A 19,737-nucleotide genomic window follows, 5' to 3' on the forward strand; every position below is an offset into this window, starting at 1 on the left:
CCGATAAGAGAGATCGCCGGCGGCTATCCTGCCGGGCGTGATCCCGTTTCAGCCCCTCGGGGCGCGCGATCCCCGCGAGATCGGCGGGTACCGGATCTCGGCGGTGCTGGGTTCCGGCGGCATGGGCCGAGTGTTCCTCGGCGCGACGCGCAGCGGGCGGCTGCTCGCGATCAAGGTGATCCGGCCGGAGTACGCCGACGACGAGCACTTCCGGCGCAGGTTCCGGCGCGAGGTCGAGGCCGCCGACCGGGTGCGCAGCATCTACACCGCGCCCGTCGTGGACGCCGACCCGGAAGGCTCGCCGCCGTGGCTGGCGACCGCCTACGTGCCGGGGCCGTCGCTCGCCGCGGCGGTCGCCGAGCAGGGCCCGCTGCCCGCCGCGACGGCGCGGGTGCTCGCGCTGGGCGTCGCCGAGGCCCTGCACGCGGTGCACGCGGCGGGCCTGGTGCACCGCGACCTCAAGCCGGGGAACGTGCTGCTGTCGGCCGACGGCCCGCGCGTCATCGACTTCGGGATCGCCCGCGCCGCCGACACCACGCCGCTGACCCGCACGGGCGCCCGGATGGGCTCACCGCACTTCATGTCCCCCGAGCAGGCCGCGGCCCGGACCGCCGAAGCGCCGTCGGACGTCTTCGCCCTGGGCGCGACGGTGCTGTTCGCCGCCACCGGCCGTCCTCCGTTCGGCGAGGGCGACCCGGCCGCGGTGCTCTACCGCGTCCTGCACGACGAGCCCGACCTCTCCGGCTGCCCCGAGGACCTCCTCCCCCTCGTCCGGTCCTGCCTGGACAAGGACCCCGACGCCCGGCCGTCCGTGCGCGAGGTCATCGACGCGCTGGCGGCCGACCCGTCGGCCACGACCGTCGACTGGCTGCCGGAGGGCGTCGAGACCGGTCTCGACGCCTACGCGCGGCCGCCCGAGCCCGAGCCGGAGGCCCGCAGGCGCCTCCCCGCCTCGGCGGGCGTGCTCGGCGCGGCGGTCCTGCTCGCCGGGGCGGTCGTCGCCGCCGCGGTCATCCTGCGGCCCGGCGGCCCCGAGAAGGCCGACGCCGCCCCCTCGCCCAGCGCGACCGCGACGATCCCGTCGCCCGCGCCGCCCGCCTCCGGCACCTACCGGTTCGACCGGCAGGTCTACCGGGACATGGAGTGGACGGTGAAACTCGACCGGATCGAGGTCGAGGGCGCCACGGCCACCGCGCGCATCGTCATCTCCCGGAGGTCCGGCACGCGGGAGCTCATCTGCCTCAGGAACGCCGGCGTCAACGTCGCCCTCGTCCTCGCCGACGGCAGGTCGGTGCCCGCCCGGAGCACCTTCTGCGGGAAGCACGAGGGCGAGACCTGGCCCGTCCGGGCCGGGACGCCGCACCGGGAATGGGCGACCTTCCCCGTCTCCCCCGACCTCACCGAGCCCTTCACCCTCGAATGGGGCACCCTCGGCGACGTCCTGGGCGGCCAGGTCAAGGGCCTGACCCTCACCGACCCGTCCTGACCCGCGCCTCAGAGCAGGAGGCCGGACCCCTCCTCCCTGGAGCGCGTGTGCACGACGTGGGCGGCGGCGACGTCAAAGGCGGCGTGGCCGGTCGACTTGAAGAAGGTGATCTCCGATTCCGAGACGCGGCCGCGGTGGCGGCCGGCGAGGACGTCGCCGAGGAGGGTGACGCGCTCGGGCGGGACGCCCTGGAGTTCGTGGGCGCCGGCCGGGAGGGGGGAGGCGGCGGCGCCGGGCCATTCGGCGAAGAGGGTCGCGGAGGCGACGGTGTCGGCGGGGATCTCGGGGCCGTGGAAGCCGCCCACGGAGCCGACGTGCGCGCCGGGGACGAGCCAGGAGTGGTCGAGCACGGGGGTCCTCGCATCGGTGCAGCACAGCACGATCTCGGCGGCGCGGACCGCGTCCTCGATCCCCGCGGACGTGCCGTTCGGATGGCGGGCGGCCAGGGCCGCCGCCGCGGACGGCCGCCGGCCCCCGACCATCAAAGGCAGGTCGGGGTGCAGCGCGGCGAGCAGGGCGACCTGGGCGGCGGCCTGCGAGCCCGTGCCGATCACCGCGACGCGCCGGGCGCCGGGCCTGGCCAGCGCGCGCATCGCCACGGTGGCGACGGCGGCGGTGCGCACCTCGGTGATCGGCTCGCCGTCCATGACGGCGAGGACGCTCCCGTCGCGTTCGTCGAAGAGCACGACCACGCCCCGATGAGCGCTGCGCCCGGCGTGCCCGGGGTCGGCGAAGACGGAGACGAGCTTGGCGCCGAGGCCAAGGCCGGGAACATATCCGGGCATCGCGCCCAGGAGCCCGCCCGGTGCGAAGGCCGCGACCCGGGGTGGCGCCGACGCGGTCCCGTCGCTGATCGCGCTGAGCGCGACGGCCACCGCGGCGACGACGGCCTCCGGGTCGAGCGCGGCGGCGGTCGCCCGCGCGTCGAGGACACGTGCCCCGTTCATCGGAGGCCTTCGAGGGACGAAGCGCGGCGGAGATGATCGGGGCGGTTCAAGGTGCGGCTCCTGAGATGACTGCGGCTAGGGATTCCGCCGCCTCGCGAAGAGCGGCGGCGAGGACCGGCAGCGCCTCGGTCGTGAACTCGGCGTCCGGTCCGACGAGGGTGAGCGCGCACACGGGGCGCCCTTCGGAATCGAGGACGGCGCGGCTCAGGGAGGCGACCATCCGGTCCTCGCGCCCGTGTTCGACGGCGAAGCCCGTCCGCTCGGCCTCGGCGAGGGCGTCCGCCAGGGCCGCGGCGGGTGTCCCGTCGGCCTCGGCGACGCGCAGGTAGGGCGCGCGGGCGTCTTCCGGCAGGGCGGCGACGAGGGCGAGCGGCCCGGCGAACCGGTGGACGGGCAGGGCCTCGCCGACCAGGTCGGTGATCATGTGCAGCCGGGGCGGCCGGACGGCGTCGAGCACGAGGGACGTGTCGGCCTGCGGGACCTGGAGGTTCACCATCAGCGCCGTCCGGGCGGAGAGGCCCTCCAGCACGGGCCGGGCCAGCGCCGCGAGCGAGGCGCCGACGGGCGTGCGGGCCAGCCGGAGGATGCCCGCGCCGGGCAGGTAGGCGTCTCCGGCGCGCAGGATCCAGCCCCTCGCGACGAGATCGGCGAGCACCCGGTGCGCGGTCGCGCGATGCAGCCCGGCCGCCTCGGCGATCTCGCTGAGCCGCTGCGGCCGACCTGCGGAGGCGACGATCTCGATGACGTCGAGGGCCTTGGCCACCGCCGAATTCGCCGATCTGGGCACCGGACCCCTCCCCACCTGGGCAAACCGCTGTAAAGCGCGCTACCGTGTCCTCTGGATTACAACTGATACAACGATTGTTACATACTACGTAACAAGCCTGGACAGGAGGTGCCGCGTGCTGGAGTTTCCGGGCGCACCCACGCCGTACGCCCCGGCGCCGGAAGACGCGGTCACCGTCTACCGGGGGGCCACGCTGATCGACGGGCACGGCGGCCCGTCCCGTCCCGGCACCTCGATCGCGGTCCTCGGCCAGGTGCTCGCCTTCGTCGGGCCCGACGCGGAACTCCCCGCCGCGTTCGCCGACGCCGAGACCGTCGAGCTGACCGGCCGGTTCGTGGTGCCGGGCCTCATCGACACCCACCAGCACCTGGCGACCCCGCCCGACCGGACCGTCGCCGAGTTCGCGCTGCGCCGCCAGGTGTACGGCGGCGTCACCGCGATCCGCGACATGGCCGACGACCTGCGCCAGATCTCCGACCTCGCCCGCGCCACCCTGGTGGGCGAGATCCCCGGCCCCGACCTCGGCTACGCCGCCCTCACCGCGGGCCCCGGGTTCTTCTCCGACCCGCGCACCTGGGAGGTCTCGCGCGGCGCGGCCCCCGGCGCGATCCCCCACATGCAGGCGATCACCGACGCGACCGACCTCCCCCTGGCCGTCGCGCTGGCCCGCGGCACCGGCGCCGTCGCACTGAAGATCTACGCCGATCTGCCCGCCCGGCTCGTCGCCGAGCTCACCGCGGAGGCGCACCGGCAGGGGCTGCACGTGTGGGCGCACGCGGCGGTCTTCCCCGCGACCCCGCGCGACATCGTCGAGGCGGGCGTCGACGTCGTCTCGCACGCGACGCTCCTCGCGCACGAGGCGTCCGCCCAGAACGGCCGCGCCAGCTACGCCGAGAAGCCTCCGATCGACTTCGCGCGGTTCACCGGCGAGGACGACCCCGTCATGGCCGGGCTGTTCGCGCTGATGCGCGAGCGCGGCACGATCCTCGACGCGACCGCCGCCCTGTACTCGGTCCTCGCCGAGCCCGGTGAGGACGACCCCGGTTTCCCGCACGGCCCCGAGACGGCCGAACTCGCCGTCCACCTCACCCGGCAGGCGCACGCGGCCGGCGTCGAGATCTGCGCGGGCACCGACTACGAGACGGACGCTGACACGCCCTACCCGTCGCTGATCGAGGAGATCGAGTTCCTCGTCGCGCGGTGCGGGTTCACCGCCGCGCAGGCGATCCGCTCCGCGACCCTCGTCGGGGCCAAGGCGATGGACGCCGAGGACGTGCGGGGCACCGTCGAGCCCGGGAAGCTCGCCGACCTCGTCGTCCTCGCCGAAGACCCTTACGCCGACATCGCCGCGCTGCGGACCGTCGTCGGCACCCTCAAGCGCGGCACGTGGTTCGACCGCGCCGACTTCTCCCCCGCCGCGAAGGGAACCGACCGATGAGCACCGACCTGCCCTTGATCGTCAACGCGCTCGGCGCGCTGGACAATCCCAACGCCGAGACGTCCCTGGCCGCCGCGAACGCGCTCATCCAGAACAGCGACGAGATGACCGTCGACGCCCGCGCGATCGCCGACGCCCACGCGTCCGGTCTCACCGCGGTGAACGTCACGCTCGGGTACGTCATGGGCGACCTGCCCCCTTACGAGCACACCCTCGCCGAGATCGCCCACTGGGACCGCGTCATCGCCGACCACCCCGGCGACCTCCGCAAGGTCGTGCGCGCGGCCGACATCACCGACGCCCGCGCGAACGACGAGATCGGCGTCATCTACGGCTTCCAGAACGCCGTCCAGCTCGGCGACGACCTCTCGCGCGCCCAGGAGTTCGCCGACCTCGGCGTCCGGGTCGTCCAGCTCACCTACAACCGGGCCAACCACCTCGGCGACGGCTCCATGGCCCCCGAGAACCGCGGCCTCACCCCCTTCGGTCGCGAGGCGGTCGCCGCGCTCAACGACGCCCGCGTCATGGTCGACCTCTCCCACAGCGGCGAGAACACCTGTCTGGACGCCGCCCGCACCTCCACCGCACCCGTCTCCATCAACCACACCGGCTGCCGCGCCGTGACGGACCTCCCCCGCAACAAGACCGACGAGGAACTCCGCCTCGTCGCCGCAAGGGGCGGCTTCGTCGGCATCTACTTCATGCCCTATCTGGCCCCCGACGGCCAGGCCCGCGCCGCCGACGTCGTCGAACACCTCGCGCACGCCGTGCGCATCTGCGGCGAGGACGCCGTGGGCATCGGCACCGACGGCTCCGTCACCACCTACGACGACCTCGATGCGTACCGCGCCCGGCTCGCCGACCACACCGCCGCCCGAGCCGCCGCCGGCGTCGCCGCCACCGGAGAGGGCCCCGACACCTTCCCGTTCGTGATCGATCTCCGCGGCGTCGACCAGTTCCGCACGCTCGTCCGCCTGCTGGAAGAAAAGGGCTTCTCCTCGACCCGCGTCGAGAAGCTCCTCGGCCTCAACTTCCTCGGCTACGCGGAACGCATCTGGGGCTGATCGAACCGCAAAAGCCCCCTCGCCACCTCCTGCGTATGTGACCATATTGATCCACCAACGGGGATCTGGAAGACGGGGAGGGCTTTGTGCTGTGCTCGTGCGGGGCGCGCGCGGACGCCGCGGATCAGCTCGTGTGCAAGAAATGCCTCACCCCCTTCTCCTTCGGGAAGGCGAAGACGGGGGCGGGCAAGGCCCGCGAGGTGAAGGCTCGGTTCGCCCCTACCGAACACGTGGTGGTGCGCCGCCGGAGCCTCACCCTCGAGTTCGCCGACGGCACGCTGTCCCTGGCCCCCGGGGAGACCCGCGGCCTGGGCAGGGACCCCGAATTCTCGGCGGACTCCCGGTTCTTCGCGACGTTCGGCACGGTCTCGGGACGGCACGCGAAACTGGAACTGCGCCGGGACGGTTCCGCCTGGATCAGCGACGAGAACTCCACCAACGCCACCTATGTGAACGGCCGGATGCTGCCCCCGAGGCAGCCGCATCCGCTCAACGACGGTGACACGGTGCGGTTCGCCCAGGATCTGCACGCCGTGGTCCGGCTCATCGCCCGATGACGAGGTGACTCCGCAGCCCGTCCCGGAGCCGATCAGTCCTGGAACTCCCGGTGGCAACCGGAGATGGCCGCCACGAGCGCGTGGTCCCTGCCCAGCTGCGCCTCGGCGACGGGCTTCAGGTTCTTCAGCCGGGTTCGCGCTTCGGTCTTCTTGCCGAGGTGGTAGCGGGCCCTGGCCCTGCCGAACAGTGCGGCGACCCAGCCGGGGTGCTTGTTGGCGCGCTGGTCCTGAAGGTCGACGACCAGGGCGCGGAAACCCGTGTCGGCCGCGGCGTAGCGGCCGTTCACCAGATGCCTCTCGGCGGCTTCGAGCCGCTGCCAGACCTTCGCGTCCGACAGCGCGGCCGAGCCCGGCACCGGCTTGGCCGCCTTCACGACGGGCTTCGCGGCCTGCTTCACGACCGCCCTCTTCGCGGGCTTCGCGGCGGCCTTGGCCTGCGGCGTCGTGGTCTTCGCCGCCTTCGCCGCGGCCTTCGCGGGGGCTTCGGCCGGGGGCTTCACGGGGTCCTGCCGCCTCGTGGGCGGTGCGGGAGACGGGGGCGGCGCCTCCGGACGGACGGCGCCGGGCCCGAGGGTCGCGGCGTCGCGCTCCTGCTCGAGCCGGGCCGCCCGGTTCTCGATGACCCGTTCGACGACGCGCAGGGCCGCCACCGCGGTCGGCCGCGCCAGGGGGTCCTTGGCCATCATGTGCCCGACCAGCCGCTCGAGCTCGATGGGCACGCCGGGCCGGTTCAGAGGATCGGGCCCGCCCGCCATGATCCTGCGGTAGAGCACGTCGAGTTCGCCGTCCGGGAACGGCTTCCGGCCGGACAGGAGCCAGTACAGGACGACGCCCGCGGCGTAGACGTCGCTGGGAGTCTCGGCGGGACGGCCCTCGAACTGCTCCGGCGCCATGTAGGAGGGGGTGCCCATCCGGGCGCCGATCGAGGTGAGACGGGTGACGCCCGAGCCGGGCAGCCGCGCGATGCCGAAGTCGCAGACCTTCAGCCTGCCGTCCCGGTCGACCAGGATGTTCTCCGGCTTGATGTCACGGTGCACGACCGGATGGGGCTGGCCGTGCGCGTAGGCCAGCGCGGCGAGCAGCTGCCGGGTGCAGCCGAGCGCCCGGTCGAGCGGCAGCGGCGTGGGCCCCTGCCCGAGGCTCTTCAACGTCGGGCCGTTCACGAACTCCATCACCAGGTACGGCCGTCCGTCGTGCACGCCGCGGTCGAAGATCCTGACGATGTTCTCGTGCTCCAGGGTGCTCAGCGCCCGCGCCTCCCGATCGAACCGGGCGAGCGCCTTGAACGGGTCGCCCATGTCCTCGACCTTGAGCACCTTGACCGCGACCTCGCGACCCAGCCTGACCTGCACCGCGCGGAAGACCTCGCCGTAGGCGCCCTCGCCCAGGGGCTCCCCGAGCATCCACCTGTCTTCGAGCAGCGTGCCGTGTTCCAGCGGACGGTTCATCGGCGTCCTCTCCTTCGGCCGCCCCGGGTGGTGCCCGTGACGCGGCCGTCGCGGCCTTCCCGCATCGTCGGGTCGGCGTGGGCGGGCGGCGTGGGCGGCGGCTCGTCGTCCTCGCCGCTGAAGTAGCGCCGGCCGCTCAGGGTCAGCGCGACGCTCTCGTGCAGCACGACCTCCTGGCGGGGGCCGAACGTGTGGCGTCTGCCCGGGGTCAGCCGGGTCAGGGTGTCGCCGTTGCGAAGGTTCGTCCCGTTGCTACTGATGTCGCGGACGAAGACGCCTTCGGCGGCGCAGATCAGCTCGACGTGGCTGCGGCTCATCGACGCGAGCGCACCCGCGCCCAGCCAGGAGGCCAGGGGGATGCCGCCGCCGAGGGGGGCGCGGCCGACGGGCGTCGTCGCGCCCTCCTCAAGGGTGAAGCGGATGACGACGGTCCCCTCGATCAGCACCTTGACCTGGGCTCGCCGGGGGGCCCTGCCCCGGTCGGCCAGCGGGCCTCCGTGGGTGGGGCACACCGCGCCCTTCCGGGTGAATCTGGCGAGCGGCTGACCGCCGCGCCGCGGCCTGCCGAAAAGGGGGCAGCCCGGTTCCGGGCATTCCCAGCGGCGGCCCAGAAGGGTGCGCCGCAGCCTTTCGGCGTCCTTTCCGCGCAATCCCGCGTCCTTGATCTCGCGGTTCTCCTCGCTGAGGGACAGTTCCCATTCCGGGGGCTCGGGAATGGTCCGCCGCCGGACGGTCACCGCGCCCGGCTCGCGCGGGTCGGGCCGGGGGCCGAGGAAGCGGTCGCGGTTGCCGGTGAGCCACGGATACGCGCGGTGGTACTCCTTGTAGTTGTCGTCGGTGACGATCATCCGGTCGGCGAGGTCCGCGATCTCCAGGATGCGGTCGTCGGCGACGGGGCGCACCTCGATCAGCCCGGCCGCGGCCCATTCCTGGAGCGCCGCCCGCTCCCCCGGGGTGAGGTCCCGGTCGTGCAGGAGGGCCCGGTCTGCCACCGCGTAGACGGAGACCTCCGTGTCCCTGGCGAATCTCCGCAGGCCCTCGATCAGCCCGTCGAACCTGTCCAGCCGCGCCGCCCCCCGGCCCAGCGAGGTGTTGCGCACCACGTTGGACAGGTCGACGATGAAGTCCGCGGATTCGATGTCCAGCGTCAGATGGTCCAGCGCCATGGCCGCATCCTAAAACGACTCATTCCCGTGCAGCGGAGAAAGCCGAAAAGGCGACCTATGGGGAAATGCTTCGGCCCGGCCCCGCGAGAGCGCGGGACCGGGCCGGGTGGGGCCTCGGGTCAGCGGGTGAACGCCGCGGCGCGGAGGGCGCGGAGGCGGTGCATGACCGCGCCGTCGGCGAAGGTGTCGTGCAGGCTGAGGAAGAGGGCGTAGAGGTCGTCGTAGGCGGTGGCGTTGGCGGGGTCGGGGATGTAGACGGCCTGGTCTCGGCGGCCCATGGCGGTGGCCGCCGCGACGATGTCGGGGTGCTCGCCCGCGGCGACCGCCGCGTGAATGGCGGAGCCGAGGGCGGGGCCCTGGGCCGAGCCGATGACCGACAGGGGACGGCCGAGGATGTCGGCGTAGGTCTGCATGAGGAAGGTGTTCTTCGTCAGGCCGCCGGCGATGATGAACTCCTCGACGGGGACGCCGGACTTCTCGAAGGTCTCCACGATGACGCGGGCGCCGAAGGCGGTGGCCTCGATGAGGGCGCGGTAGACGTCTTCGGGCCTGGTGGCCAGCGTCTGGCCGACGATGACCCCGGACAGGGTGTGGTCGACGAGGACCGACCGGTTGCCGTTGTGCCAGTCGAGCGCGACGAGCCCGTGCTGGCCGACCTTCTGGGCGGCGGCGAGGTTCGTCAGGTGCTCGTGGAGGCCGATCCCGGCTTCGCGCGCGGCCTCGGCGTAGGAGGCGGGGACCTGGTTGTCGAGGTACCAGGCGAAGATGTCGCCCACACCGGACTGGCCGGCCTCGTAGCCCCACAGGCCGGGCACGATCCCGTCGGCGACGACGCCGCACATGCCGGGCACTTCGGCGAGCCGGTCCGAGGGCATGATGTGGCAGGTCGAGGTGCCCATGATCGCGACCATCTGGCCGGGGCGGACCGCGTCCGCCGCGGCGGCGGTGACGTGCGCGTCGACGTTGCCGACCGCGACGGCGATGCCCTCGGGCAGGCCCGTCCAGGCCGCGGCCTCGGCGGTGAGCCGCCCGGCCAGGCCGCCGAGCGGGGCGAGGTCGTGCGCGAGCTTGTCGGGGAAGGAGGCGAAGCCCGGGTCGAGCGCGGACAGGAAGTCCGCCGAGGGATAGCCGTCCTGGTAGATGCCCTTGTATCCGGCGGTGCAGACGTTGCGGGACTCGACGCCGGTGAGCCGCCAGATGATCCAGTCGGCGGCCTCGATCCACCGGTCGGCGCGCGCGTACAGCTCGGGATCCTCTTCCAGGAGCTGGAGGCCCTTGGCGAACTGCCACTCGGAGGAGATCTTGCCGCCGTAGCGGGGCAGCCACGCCTCGCCGCGCTCCGCGGCGAGCGCGTTGATCCGGTCGGCCTGGCTCTGCGCGGCGTGGTGCTTCCACAGCTTCGGCCACGCGTGGGGGCGGCCCGGGAAGAGGTCCGACAGCGGGGTGCCGTCCTCGGTCGTCGGCAGGACGGTGCAGGCCGTGAAGTCCGTGCCGATGCCGACGATGTCCGCGGGGTCGACCCCGGAGGCGGCGACGGCCTCGGGCACGGCGGTGCGCAGCACCTCGAGCCAGTCGGCGGGCGACTGGAGCGCCCAGTCGGGGCCGAGCGGGGTGCCGTCGGGCAGGGCCCGGTCGATGACGGCATGCTTGTATTCGTGGACGGCCGAGCCGAGTTCGGCGCCGTCGGAGACGCGGACGACGACGGCCCGGCCGGACAGGGTGCCGTAGTCGACGCCGACGGTGTAACGGGGCTGGGTGCTCATGTGTGTTGTCTCCTGGAACCCCGGGGCGCGCGCTCGGGCACTGAGCGCGGCCCCGGGGAGTCTGCGAGGGGTCAGAAGCCCTGGGCCAGGCGGTGGTACGCCTGGTTCCAGCGGATCTCCTGCGCGAACCTGCGCGGGGTGGTGTCGGCGTCGATGGTGAGCAGCTCCACGCCGAGCATCTCGGACATGTCGTGGAGCGTCTCGGCGTCCAGCGCGCGGGTGAGGACGGTGTGGTGCGGGCCGCCCGCGGTCAGCCACGCCTCGGTGGAGGTGCGCAGGTTCGGCAGCGGCTTCCACACGGCGCGCGCGACGGGCAGCGCGGGCAGCGGCTCGGGCGGGGCGACGACCTCGATCTCATTGGCGACGAGCCGGAACCTGTCCCCCATGTCGGCCATGCCGATCACCACGGCCGGGCCGGGGTCGGCGTCGAACACCAGCCGGACCGGGTCCTCCCGGCCGCCGATGCCCAGCGGATGGATCTCCAGCGACGGCCTCGCCGACGCGATCGTCGGGCAGACCTCCAGCATGTGCGCGCCGAGGATCAGCTCGGAGCCGGGCACGAGGTTGTAGGTGTAGTCCTCCATGAAGGAGGTGCCACCGGCGAGGCCCGTCGCCGCGGTCTTGAGGGTGCGGAGCAGGGTCGCGGTCTTCCAGTCGCCCTCGCCGCCGAACCCGTAGCCGTCGGCCATGAGCCGCTGGACGGCGAGGCCGGGGAGCTGGCGGAGGCCGCCGAGGTCCTCGAAGTTGGTGGTGAACGCGCCGAAGTCGCCGGCCGTCAGGAACGCGCGCAGGCCGAGTTCGATCCTGGCCCCGTAGCGCAGCGACGCGTGCCGCCCGCCGCCCGCCCGCAGCTCGGGCGCGACGTCGTACAGGTCCTCGTACTCCTTGACGAGGTCGGTGATCTCCCCGTCGGCGACGGCGTCGACGACCTCGACCAGGTCGTTCAGGCCGTAGGTGTTGACCGAGACCCCCAGCTTGAGCTGGGCCTCGACCTTGTCGCCTTCGGTGACGGCGACGTCGCGCATGTTGTCGCCGAACCGGGCCAGGCGCAGCGTCCGCAGCTCGGCGACGCCGAGCGCGGCCCGCGCCCACGCCTCGGCGCGCGCGGCCACGACCGGGTCGGACACGTGACCCGCGATGGTCTTGCGCGGCACGTTCAACCGGGCCTGCACGAACCCGAACTCGCGGTCGCCGTGCGCGGCCTGGTTCAGGTTCATGAAGTCCATGTCGATGGTGCCCCAGGGCAGCTCGACGTTGGCCTGCGTGTGCAGGTGCAGGAACGGCTTCGCGAGCGCGTCCAGACCGGAGATCCACATCTTCGCCGGGGAGAACGTGTGCATCCACGCGACCAGGCCGACGCAGGCGTCGTCCGCGTTGGCCTCGAGGAAGACCCGGCGGATCGCGGCGGCGTCGGTGAGGACCGGCAGCCACTTCAGCCGGACGGGCAGGGCCTCGCCGAGCCGGTCGGCGATCTCCCTGGACTGGTCGGCTACCTGCCGGAGGGTGTCCTCCCCGTACAGGCCCTGGCTTCCGGTCAGGAACCAGATCTCACGCTCGGCCACGGCGGCCTCCTTCTCACTCTGGGCCTTCACTGGCCGTAGACGTTCTGGTAGCGGTCGTAAAGGGAGTCGATGTCCGGCTGCGCGATCGGCAGCGGCGCGCCGAGCTGCCGGGAGATGTGCACGGTCCTGGCCACGTCCTCGCACATCACCGCGGCCTTGACCGCCGAACGGGCGGACCCGCCGATGGTGAACACGCCGTGGTTGCGCATGAGGACGGCCGGGCTGCGGTGCCCGTCGAGGGTCTCCACGACGCCGCGGCCGATGTCGTCGCCGCCGATGAGGGCGAACGGGCCGACCGGGATCTCCCCGCCGAACTCGTCGGCCATCGCGGTCAGCACGCAGGGGATCGCCTCGTTGCGGGCGGCCCAGGCCGTCGCGTAGGTCGAGTGGGTGTGCACGACGCCGCCGACGTCGGCGCGGTGCCGGTACACGTAGGCGTGCGCGAACACGTCGGACGACGGCTTGAGCGCGTCGGCGTCGACCGGCTCGCCGTCCATGTCGCACAGCACCATGGACTCCGGCGTCAGCTCCTCGTACGCGAGGCCGCTGGGCTTGATGAGGAAGTGCTCATCGTCCACGCGCGCCGACACATTGCCCGCGGTCCACACGACGAGGCCGGACTCGATGAGGGCCTGGTGCAGGTCGGCCAGCTCGCGGCGGACGTCGGACAGTACGGCAGGGCTCGTCACCTTGCTCACCTTCTTGTTAGCGCTAACATTCGGCGGCCCCGCAGGGCCCGGGTCTTTCGGCGAGGGCGCGGGGCCGCCCGGGGCGGCTACTTCACGGCGCCGCTGGTGATACCGGAGATGATCTTCCGCTGCGCGATCGCGAAGACCACGACGAGCGGGAGGCTCATGAGGATCACGTAGGCGAAGATCAGATGCCAGTTGTTGAGGTAGAGGCCCGCGCTCGCCACCTGGAACAGGTTCAGCGGCAGGGTCTCCAGCCGTCCGCCGACGACGAAGAACGCGTAGAACACGTCGTTCCAGACGTACAGGCAGACGAGGATCGTGGCGGTCGCGAGGACCGGGCGCAGCAGCGGCAGCACCACCCGGACGAACACCTTCACCGGACCCGCGCCGTCGATCTGCGCGGCCTCCTCCAGGGAGGCGGGGATGGTGCGGACGAACCCGGTGACGAAGAAGATCACCGTCGACAGGTAGATGCCCATGTAGACGCCGATCATCCCGACCGCGCTGCCCGCGAGGCCCAGCTGGCGCAGCAGCAGCACGAGGGTGACGACGGCCGGGGGCAGCACGATCCCGCTGATCGCCAGCGCGTACAGCGCGGCGGTGAGCTTGGACGCGCGGCGCGCGAGGATCCACGCGGCCATCGAGCCGACGATCAGCACGCCGATCACCGACGGGATCACCACGAGGAGGCTGCCGAAGAAGCCCGCCGGGATGCCGCCGTCGGTCCAGACCGCCTTGAGGTTGTCCCACAGCTGCCACTTCGAGGGCAGCGAGAGGTCCGGCTGGAGCGCCTCACCGCGCGACTTGCCCGCCGTGGCGACGACGAGCCACAGCGGCACGCCGATCACCACGAGCGTCAGCAGCGGGGTGAAGACCGGCTGGAGACGGGTCCAGATCTTGGAGTCACTGAGCCCGGGACGGCCCGGGGAGGTCGCTTTCACAGGATCTGCTCCCTCTTGCGCAGCAGGCCGATGACGGGGAACGCCATGAGCGCCACGATGAGGAACAGCACAAGGCTCATGGTCGTGGCCTGGGCGAACAGGCCCTGGCCGAAGGTCCGGTAGATGAAGATGTTGAGGATCTCCGTCGTCCGGGCGGGGCCGCCCTCGGTGGTGGCCTGGACGATGTCGAAGCCGTTCATCGAGCCGAGCAGCGAGGTGGCCACGTTGAACGTGATCGCCGGGGCGAGGAACGGGAAGCGGATCTTCCAGAACATCAGCCAGCGGGACGCGCCGTCGATCTTCCCGGCCTCCAGGACGTCCGACGGGATCGTCTTCAGGCCGGCCAGGTAGATGAGCATGGAGAGGCCCATCCACTTCCAGGCGTGGATGACCGCCACGGTGCCGATCGTCCAGGTCGGGTCGGCGAGCCACGCGTAGTCGATGTCGTGCCGCAGCAGCGTGCTGAGCAGCCCGTTGAGGCTGCCTTCCGGCTTGAGCAGCGCCTGGAAGATGTAGCCGACCGCGAGGGCCGACATCATCACGGGGATGAGGAAGAACACCCGGGCGATCCGGTTGATCTTCGTGTCGCGCTCCAGCAGGACCGCGAGGAGGAACCCGAAGAGGTTCTGGAAGACCGCCACCAGCACCGCGTAGACGATCGTGATCCGGAGCGCCCGGAACAGGGTCCCGTTCGACGCGAGGTTCGCGAAGTTGTCCGTGCCGACCGGGTTGATCTCGGCCTTGAAGCTCGACCAGTCGGTGAAGGCGTAGATGAAGTTGAAGACCGTCGGCAGGAAGAAGAACACGAGCAGGATCGCGAACGCGGGCGCGAGGAACCACATGGGGTGCGTGCGCTTGATGACGCGGTTGCGCGGCTTCTTCTGGGACGCCTTCTTCGTGGCGCGGTGCGGCCGGACGGGCTGTGCCGACTCCGGCTCCGGCCCTGAGGCCGTTTCATTGATCGTCTGCATAGGGGCGGCTCCTTGCCGGCCGGACGGCCCGGGCTGGTGGGCCCGGGACGTCCGGCCGCGCGGTCGTCGTCTCGGGCCTAGAAGCCCGAGGCTCCGGCCGCCTGGGCGAGCTGGGCGAACTGGTCCTGGGTGGCCTTCGCGACCTGCTCCGGCGTCATCTGGCCGGTGATCATGTCCGCGAGGTTGATGTACAGGTCCGGGTTGGCGATCGCGAGGGCCTGCATGGACCCCGCGGCGTCGCCGAGGGAGGCGTGCGCGTCGAGCAGGGCCTGCGGAACGCCCGCGGGGCTCTCGACGGACGTCTTCAGCGAGACGGTCTGCTGGTCGGCGACGAAGTCGGCGTAGCCGGGGCCCATCCAGTAGGACAGGAGCTGGCGGGCCGCGGCCTCGCGCTTCGCGTCACCGGTCTTGAAGGCGACGAGGGCGTTGGCCTGGTCGGGGATGTACGTGCCGACGTTGCCGGACGGCGCGATCGGGAAGAAGCCGATCTTCTCGTTCAGCTCGGGGGTCTCGGCGAGCGCCTGGAGCTGGCCGAAGAACGAGTTCACCTGGACGACCATGGCGGCGTCTCCGTTGAGCAGGGCCTTGCCCTGGTCCTCGAACGTCGCGGTCTTGATGTCCTTGTTGAACAGGCCCTCGTCGATCAGGGACTTGTAGTTCTTGATCGTGTCGAGGATGACCGGGTCGGTGAACTTGGTCTCGCCCGCGTTCACCTTGTCCCACAGGCCGTCCTTGGCGGCGTCCGCGAGCTGGACCTGGACCCACCACTGGGTGCCCCAGCGGTCGGCGGCCATCTCGTAGAACGGCGTGACGCCCTTGCTCTTGAGGCCGCGGGCGGTCTCGACCATGTCCGCGAAGTTCTTCGGGGTGGCCTTGACGCCGGCCTTCTCGAAGACCTCCTTGTTGTAGTAGACGCCCTGCACGGCCGGGCTCGTGACGAGCGCGGCGTAGCGGGTGTCGTTCAGGAGGCCGGTGAGGTCCTTGACGTCCGGCGACAGCTCGGACAGCCACGGGGCGTCGTCGAGCGGCTGGAGGTTGGTCTTGGCGTTGATCGCGGTCAGCATCGACGCGGTCGGCTGCCAGAAGGCCAGGTCCGGCTTGTCACCGGTGGCGACCTTGGTCTGGATGCCCTGCTCGTACGGGTCGGGGATCGTGACGATCTCGACCTTGGCGCCGGTGGCCGCCTCGAAGCCCTTGACGACCTTCTCGGGGACCGTGTTGCTGTTCTGGGCGGCCCAGATCGTCAGCTTCTGGCCGTCCAGCTTGGCGGTGGGGTCCGCCCAGGTGATGGCCGCGGCGTCGTCGGTCGAGGTGCTCGTACCGGGGTCGCTACAGGCCGCCGCGCCGAGAGCGAGCGACGCCGCTGCGGCGATGACCTTCCATTTCTTCACTGACTGATCTCTTTCTCGGGTGGGGGAGATCGCTTTACGGCACGGAACAGACAAACTTAACTGCTCAGTGTGTGCGCTCGGCGACAGATCGGATGCGGAGGAAGCGTGCGGTGAAGGGCGCCTCAACGGGGTCGGAGACCGACAGCACGCCGGTTTCCGCGTCGAAGGACGCCTCGTAGGGGGGCAGGTCGCGCGGGTAGAGGGTGTCCAACACCACATCGCGGCCCGCCAGGTGCGGGAAGGACAGCTCGACGGAGTCCGGGCCGCCGCGGTGCCAGAGCGCCACGTAGGTGACCTCTCCGGCGACGAGGCCGACCGCCGTCCACGGGTCGGTCCAGCCGGGCAGACCCAGCGGCCAGACCGGGACGGACCGGGCGAGCTCGGCGCGGACGTCCTTGTGCACGGCGACGGCCGCGCGGACCGAGGCGAGCTGCGCGTCCGTCATCCGGGCCAGGTGGCCGGACAGGTACATACGGCCGGGCATGCCTGTGACGAGGCAGAACGCGGCCTCTTCGGGCGTCATCTCCGGCTGCGGGTAGGCCCAGTTGCCGGCCTGCTCGGGCAGCACCGACAGTGGCGCCGAGGCGGCGATCGGCGGGTAGAGCGTGAAGCTCTGCTGGTCGGTGGTCGACTGGAGCTGGAGCCGGGAGAGCAGCGCGTAGTCCATGCGCATCGCGCCGGAGCCGCAGTTCTCCAGGATCAGCTCGGGGTGGCGGTCCAGGACGCCGTCGAGCCAGGCCAGGTGCGCCCGGTTGTGCGCCAGCAGGCCGGCGCCGACGCTGTCGGCGGCCAGGTCCGTGCCCGCGCCCGGGTCGATGTTGTAGTCGAGCTTGAAGAAGCCGACCCCGTACTGCTCGACCAGGCGGTCGACGGTCGCGTCCAGGTGCGCGATCGCGGCCGGGTGGCGCAGGTCGAGGTGGTAGCGGCCGTGCTCGACGACGCGGACGCCGTCGCGCTGGAGGAAGGCCTCGGCGGGCAGCTCGTCGGCCAGCGGGCTGCGCACGCCGATCACCTCGGGCTCCAGCCACAGGCCCGGCTGCATGCCGCGCTCGCGGATGTGCGCGACGACCTTCTCCAGGCCGCCGTCGGGGAACCGGGTCGTCGAGGCCTCCCAGGCGCCGACGCCGTCCCACCAGTAGCCGGTGTCGTCGTACCAGCCGGCGTCGATGCAGAAGATCTCCGCGCCCGCCTCGGCTGCGGCGTCGATCAGCGGGAGCAGCTTCTCGGTCGTCGGGTCGCCCATGAGGGTGTTCATGTAGTCGTTGAAGACCAGGGCGAGGGCCGCGGTGTCGGGGTGCGGGCGGCGAATCGCGCGGCGGTGCGCGCTGAGCGCGGCGACGGCGCCGTCGAAACCCGTCGCCGAGGTGGCGAGGGAGACCGGCACGGTCGTGAAGGACGCGCCAGCGGCGAGCCGCTGCGACCACTGGTGGTCGATGTCGTTCGGGCCGGTGAAGGCGGCGTAGGCGCCGTCGAGACGCTCGGCGACCTCCCAGCGCCAGGCGCCGTTCTGCTCGACCTGCCAGGCCCAGGCCTGCCCGGACGCGGGATCGAGGAGCGCACCGGTCGGCAGCGCGCCGCCGGTGGACCAGGCGCCGGTGCTGATCGCGGCGAACCGGCCGCGGCCGTGCTGCGGGCCGTGCGCGGGCAGGTCGAGTTCGACCGCGGGGCCCTCGCGCAGCGCGGTCGTGGTGAAGCGGCCCTCGCCGAGCCACTCGCCCTCGCCGCGCACCACTTCGAGGCCTTGGACGGGCAGGCCGTGGAAGCCCGCGGCGAGGGACGTGACGCCCAGCAGCAGGACCGGCTCCGCGCCCTCGTTCACGACCTCGGTCCAGGCCTGGACGGCGGCGACGCCGTCGGCGGAGCGGAGGTGGACGCGGGCGACGAGGCCGGTGACGGCGTCGCGCAGGTCGATCCGGAGGGTGTGCCAGACGCCGTCACGGCCGGACTCGCCGCCGGTGAAGGCGAGGCGGCGTCCGATCGTCGTCTCGGAGAAGCGGCCGGAGACGTGGCCCCTGCCCTGGCCGGGGGTGAGGATCTCCACCAGCGGCTGCGCGGTCGCACCGGTCTGCGTGAGCGGGGCGTCGGCGGGGGCCGCGGCGATCGCGCGCACGCTCACCGGACGGCCGGGGGCCGTGTCGATCGCGACCGTGAGCGCGGCATGCCCCCACACCAGGCGCTGCGCGGCGTCCACTGCGTTCAAGTCCAGGCTCCTCATGATCAGTCGGGGGTGGCGGCTCGTCCGTGGGGGGTCGGCGTCAGCCTCGATCAGTCGTGTGACCGGTCACATTGTGGAGTGTGACCGTTCACATCACCAAATGGGAAGATGTGTTCGCCGTTCTGTTACCGGAACTTAACCTACTGTCGGGCCGGCGATGCTGTGGACTCGCGGACCACGAGATGAGGTACCGGGAGCACCGCCGGCGAGGCCGGAAGCCCGTCCAGCTCGGCCGCGAGGGCCGTCAGGCAGGCCCTGCCGAGGGCGGCGAAATCGATCCGGACCGTGGTGAGCGCGGGCGTCCAGTAGGCCGACCCGGGCACGTCGTCGAAGCCGACGACGCTCACCTCGCCCGGCACGTCACGGCCCGCGTCGTACAGGGCGCGCCGGACGGCGAGGGCGGTGTCGTCGTTGCCGCAGAGGATCGCGGTGACCTCCGGATCCTGCGCCAGGGTCCGGCCCGCCTCGTAGGCCGACCTCGCGTCCCATCCGGCCGGGACCACCTCGGGGACCGGCGCGCCCGCCCCGTCCAGGGCCAGCCGCCAGCCCGCCTCACGCCCCCGTGTCCCCGACTCCGACGGGATCGCCACATGGTGCACGGTCCGATGCCCCAGCGCGAGGAGATGCCGCGTCGCGTCCACCGCCGCCGGGCCCTCGTCCAGGCAGATCACCGTGCGGTCCGTCTCCGGCACCGCCCCGGGCTCGATCGCCGCCACGGCGGGCACGCCCTCCGGCAGCAGCCTGAGCGCCGCCATCCCCTCCTCGTCGAACGCCACGACCACGACCCCGCCCGCCGTCGGATCACTCGCGTACTCCACGGCCTGCCGGACGTCGCCCTCCCGGGCCGACTCGATCACCCGCACCCCGACGGAGAACCCCCGCTCCCTGGCCTCCCCCTCGATCCCCTGCAACACCGACGCGTAGCCGTACAGGGTCGTGTTCGACGTCACCACGGTCACCGCCCGAGCCCGTCCCAGCCCCAACGCCCGAGCCGCCCGGCTGGGCCGGTACCCCAACCGCTCCATCGCCTCGACGACCCGGGCCCGGGTCTCCGCATGCACCCGCGGCGAGTCATTCAGGACCCGCGAAACCGTCTGATACGACACCCCCGCGGCCGCCGCCACATCCCGAATACTCGGCACCGCACCCCTCACCCCCGCGCGAACCTCCCGGCCCCGCACCCCGGAACCCGCCGGCGCTCCCCGAACGCGCGCGAGCCCCGCCAACGCCCCGAAACTCTACTCCCCGCCCCATCGGCGCTGTGCCCGCGCACAGAGCTCACGGTGAGGCCGTGCGCGCAGACAGGGCC

Annotated in this window: 16 protein-coding genes; 4 read left to right on the plus strand and 12 right to left on the minus strand. The window is 72.3% G+C overall.

The features are described from left to right. Nucleotides 1-37: 37 nt before the first annotated feature. The gene (locus EDD29_RS33370; RefSeq protein ID WP_246053134.1) at nt 38-1,486 is read left to right on the plus strand and encodes a serine/threonine-protein kinase; all 1,449 of its coding nucleotides are present in this window, start codon (nt 38-40) and stop codon (nt 1,484-1,486) included. Nucleotides 1,487-1,494: 8 nt separating this feature from the next. Here EDD29_RS33370 and EDD29_RS33375 read toward each other — a convergent pair whose 3' ends face one another. Then, on the minus strand, nt 1,495-2,433 hold the full coding sequence (locus tag EDD29_RS33375; RefSeq protein ID WP_123668246.1) for an ornithine cyclodeaminase family protein: 939 nt from the start codon (nt 2,431-2,433) through the stop codon (nt 1,495-1,497). Nucleotides 2,434-2,479: 46 nt separating this feature from the next. Next, nucleotides 2,480-3,220 carry an IclR family transcriptional regulator gene (locus EDD29_RS33380; protein ID WP_211360068.1) on the minus strand — a complete coding sequence of 247 codons (741 nt, stop codon included), beginning with the start codon at nt 3,218-3,220 and terminating at the stop codon, nt 2,480-2,482. A 115-nt stretch (nt 3,221-3,335) separates the two neighbouring features. Here EDD29_RS33380 and EDD29_RS33385 point away from each other — a divergent pair, with 115 nt between their 5' ends. The 3 genes from EDD29_RS33385 (at nt 3,336) to EDD29_RS33395 (ending at nt 6,279) form a co-directional block, all read left to right on the plus strand. Then, entirely contained in the window at nt 3,336-4,658 is a 1,323-nt protein-coding gene (locus EDD29_RS33385) for an amidohydrolase family protein (RefSeq protein WP_211360069.1), read from the plus strand. Next, a complete protein-coding gene (locus EDD29_RS33390) occupies nt 4,655-5,722 on the plus strand; it encodes a dipeptidase (RefSeq protein ID WP_123668249.1) in 1,068 nt (355 codons plus the stop codon). Before EDD29_RS33385 ends, EDD29_RS33390 begins: the two co-directional genes overlap by 4 nt. 86 nt (nt 5,723-5,808) lie before the next feature. Further along, on the plus strand, nt 5,809-6,279 hold the full coding sequence (locus EDD29_RS33395; protein ID WP_123668250.1) for an FHA domain-containing protein: 471 nt from the start codon (nt 5,809-5,811) through the stop codon (nt 6,277-6,279). A gap of 32 nt (nt 6,280-6,311) precedes the next feature. Here EDD29_RS33395 and EDD29_RS33400 read toward each other — a convergent pair whose 3' ends face one another. The 10 genes from EDD29_RS33400 to EDD29_RS33445 all read right to left on the minus strand — a co-directional run bounded on the left by EDD29_RS33400 (nt 6,312) and on the right by EDD29_RS33445 (nt 19,609). Next, nucleotides 6,312-7,727, minus strand: coding sequence for a serine/threonine-protein kinase (locus EDD29_RS33400; protein ID WP_123668251.1), 1,416 nt, complete (start codon nt 7,725-7,727; stop codon nt 6,312-6,314). Further along, nucleotides 7,724-8,893, minus strand: a complete 1,170-nt coding sequence (locus EDD29_RS33405; RefSeq protein ID WP_123668252.1) for an FHA domain-containing protein — start codon at nt 8,891-8,893, stop codon at nt 7,724-7,726. Before EDD29_RS33405 ends, EDD29_RS33400 begins: the two co-directional genes overlap by 4 nt. 119 nt (nt 8,894-9,012) lie before the next feature. Beyond that, on the minus strand, nt 9,013-10,656 hold the full coding sequence (gene araB, locus EDD29_RS33410; RefSeq protein ID WP_123668253.1) for a ribulokinase: 1,644 nt from the start codon (nt 10,654-10,656) through the stop codon (nt 9,013-9,015). A 71-nt stretch (nt 10,657-10,727) separates the two neighbouring features. Next, complete coding sequence (gene araA, locus EDD29_RS33415) at nt 10,728-12,218, minus strand: L-arabinose isomerase (RefSeq protein ID WP_123668254.1); 1,491 nt, start codon at nt 12,216-12,218, stop codon at nt 10,728-10,730. A 26-nt stretch (nt 12,219-12,244) separates the two neighbouring features. After that, nucleotides 12,245-12,916: an L-ribulose-5-phosphate 4-epimerase gene (locus EDD29_RS33420; RefSeq protein ID WP_425454993.1), complete on the minus strand. Its 672-nt coding sequence runs from the start codon at nt 12,914-12,916 to the stop codon at nt 12,245-12,247. 77 nt (nt 12,917-12,993) lie between these two features. Then, complete coding sequence (locus tag EDD29_RS33425) at nt 12,994-13,851, minus strand: carbohydrate ABC transporter permease (RefSeq protein ID WP_123668255.1); 858 nt, start codon at nt 13,849-13,851, stop codon at nt 12,994-12,996. Continuing rightward, nucleotides 13,848-14,822 carry a carbohydrate ABC transporter permease gene (locus tag EDD29_RS33430; protein ID WP_123668256.1) on the minus strand — a complete coding sequence of 325 codons (975 nt, stop codon included), beginning with the start codon at nt 14,820-14,822 and terminating at the stop codon, nt 13,848-13,850. Before EDD29_RS33430 ends, EDD29_RS33425 begins: the two co-directional genes overlap by 4 nt. 77 nt (nt 14,823-14,899) lie before the next feature. Continuing rightward, nucleotides 14,900-16,213 (minus strand): ABC transporter substrate-binding protein, encoded by a 1,314-nt coding sequence (locus EDD29_RS33435; protein WP_123668257.1) that lies wholly within the window; start codon nt 16,211-16,213, stop codon nt 14,900-14,902. Between the two features lie 64 nt (nt 16,214-16,277). Further along, the gene (locus EDD29_RS33440; RefSeq protein ID WP_246053525.1) at nt 16,278-18,404 is read right to left on the minus strand and encodes a glycoside hydrolase family 36 protein; all 2,127 of its coding nucleotides are present in this window, start codon (nt 18,402-18,404) and stop codon (nt 16,278-16,280) included. A 164-nt stretch (nt 18,405-18,568) separates the two neighbouring features. Then, complete coding sequence (locus EDD29_RS33445) at nt 18,569-19,609, minus strand: LacI family DNA-binding transcriptional regulator (RefSeq protein ID WP_342774483.1); 1,041 nt, start codon at nt 19,607-19,609, stop codon at nt 18,569-18,571. Nucleotides 19,610-19,737: the final 128 nt, after the last annotated feature.

Source organism: Actinocorallia herbida, assembly GCF_003751225.1.
Lineage (GTDB): Bacteria > Actinomycetota > Actinomycetes > Streptosporangiales > Streptosporangiaceae > Actinocorallia > Actinocorallia herbida.

What these genes read in the sequence shown, in the direction of transcription:
- araB (WP_123668253.1), bottom strand. Translation starts at nt 10,656, where the DNA reads ATGAGCACCCAGCCCCGTTACACCGTCGGCGTCGACTACGGCACCCTG.
- EDD29_RS33405 (WP_123668252.1), bottom strand. Translation starts at nt 8,893, where the DNA reads ATGGCGCTGGACCATCTGACGCTGGACATCGAATCCGCGGACTTCATC.
- EDD29_RS33430 (WP_123668256.1), bottom strand. Translation starts at nt 14,822, where the DNA reads ATGCAGACGATCAATGAAACGGCCTCAGGGCCGGAGCCGGAGTCGGCA.
- EDD29_RS33400 (WP_123668251.1), bottom strand. Translation starts at nt 7,727, where the DNA reads ATGAACCGTCCGCTGGAACACGGCACGCTGCTCGAAGACAGGTGGATG.
- EDD29_RS33390 (WP_123668249.1), top strand. Translation starts at nt 4,655, where the DNA reads ATGAGCACCGACCTGCCCTTGATCGTCAACGCGCTCGGCGCGCTGGAC.
- EDD29_RS33375 (WP_123668246.1), bottom strand. Translation starts at nt 2,433, where the DNA reads ATGAACGGGGCACGTGTCCTCGACGCGCGGGCGACCGCCGCCGCGCTC.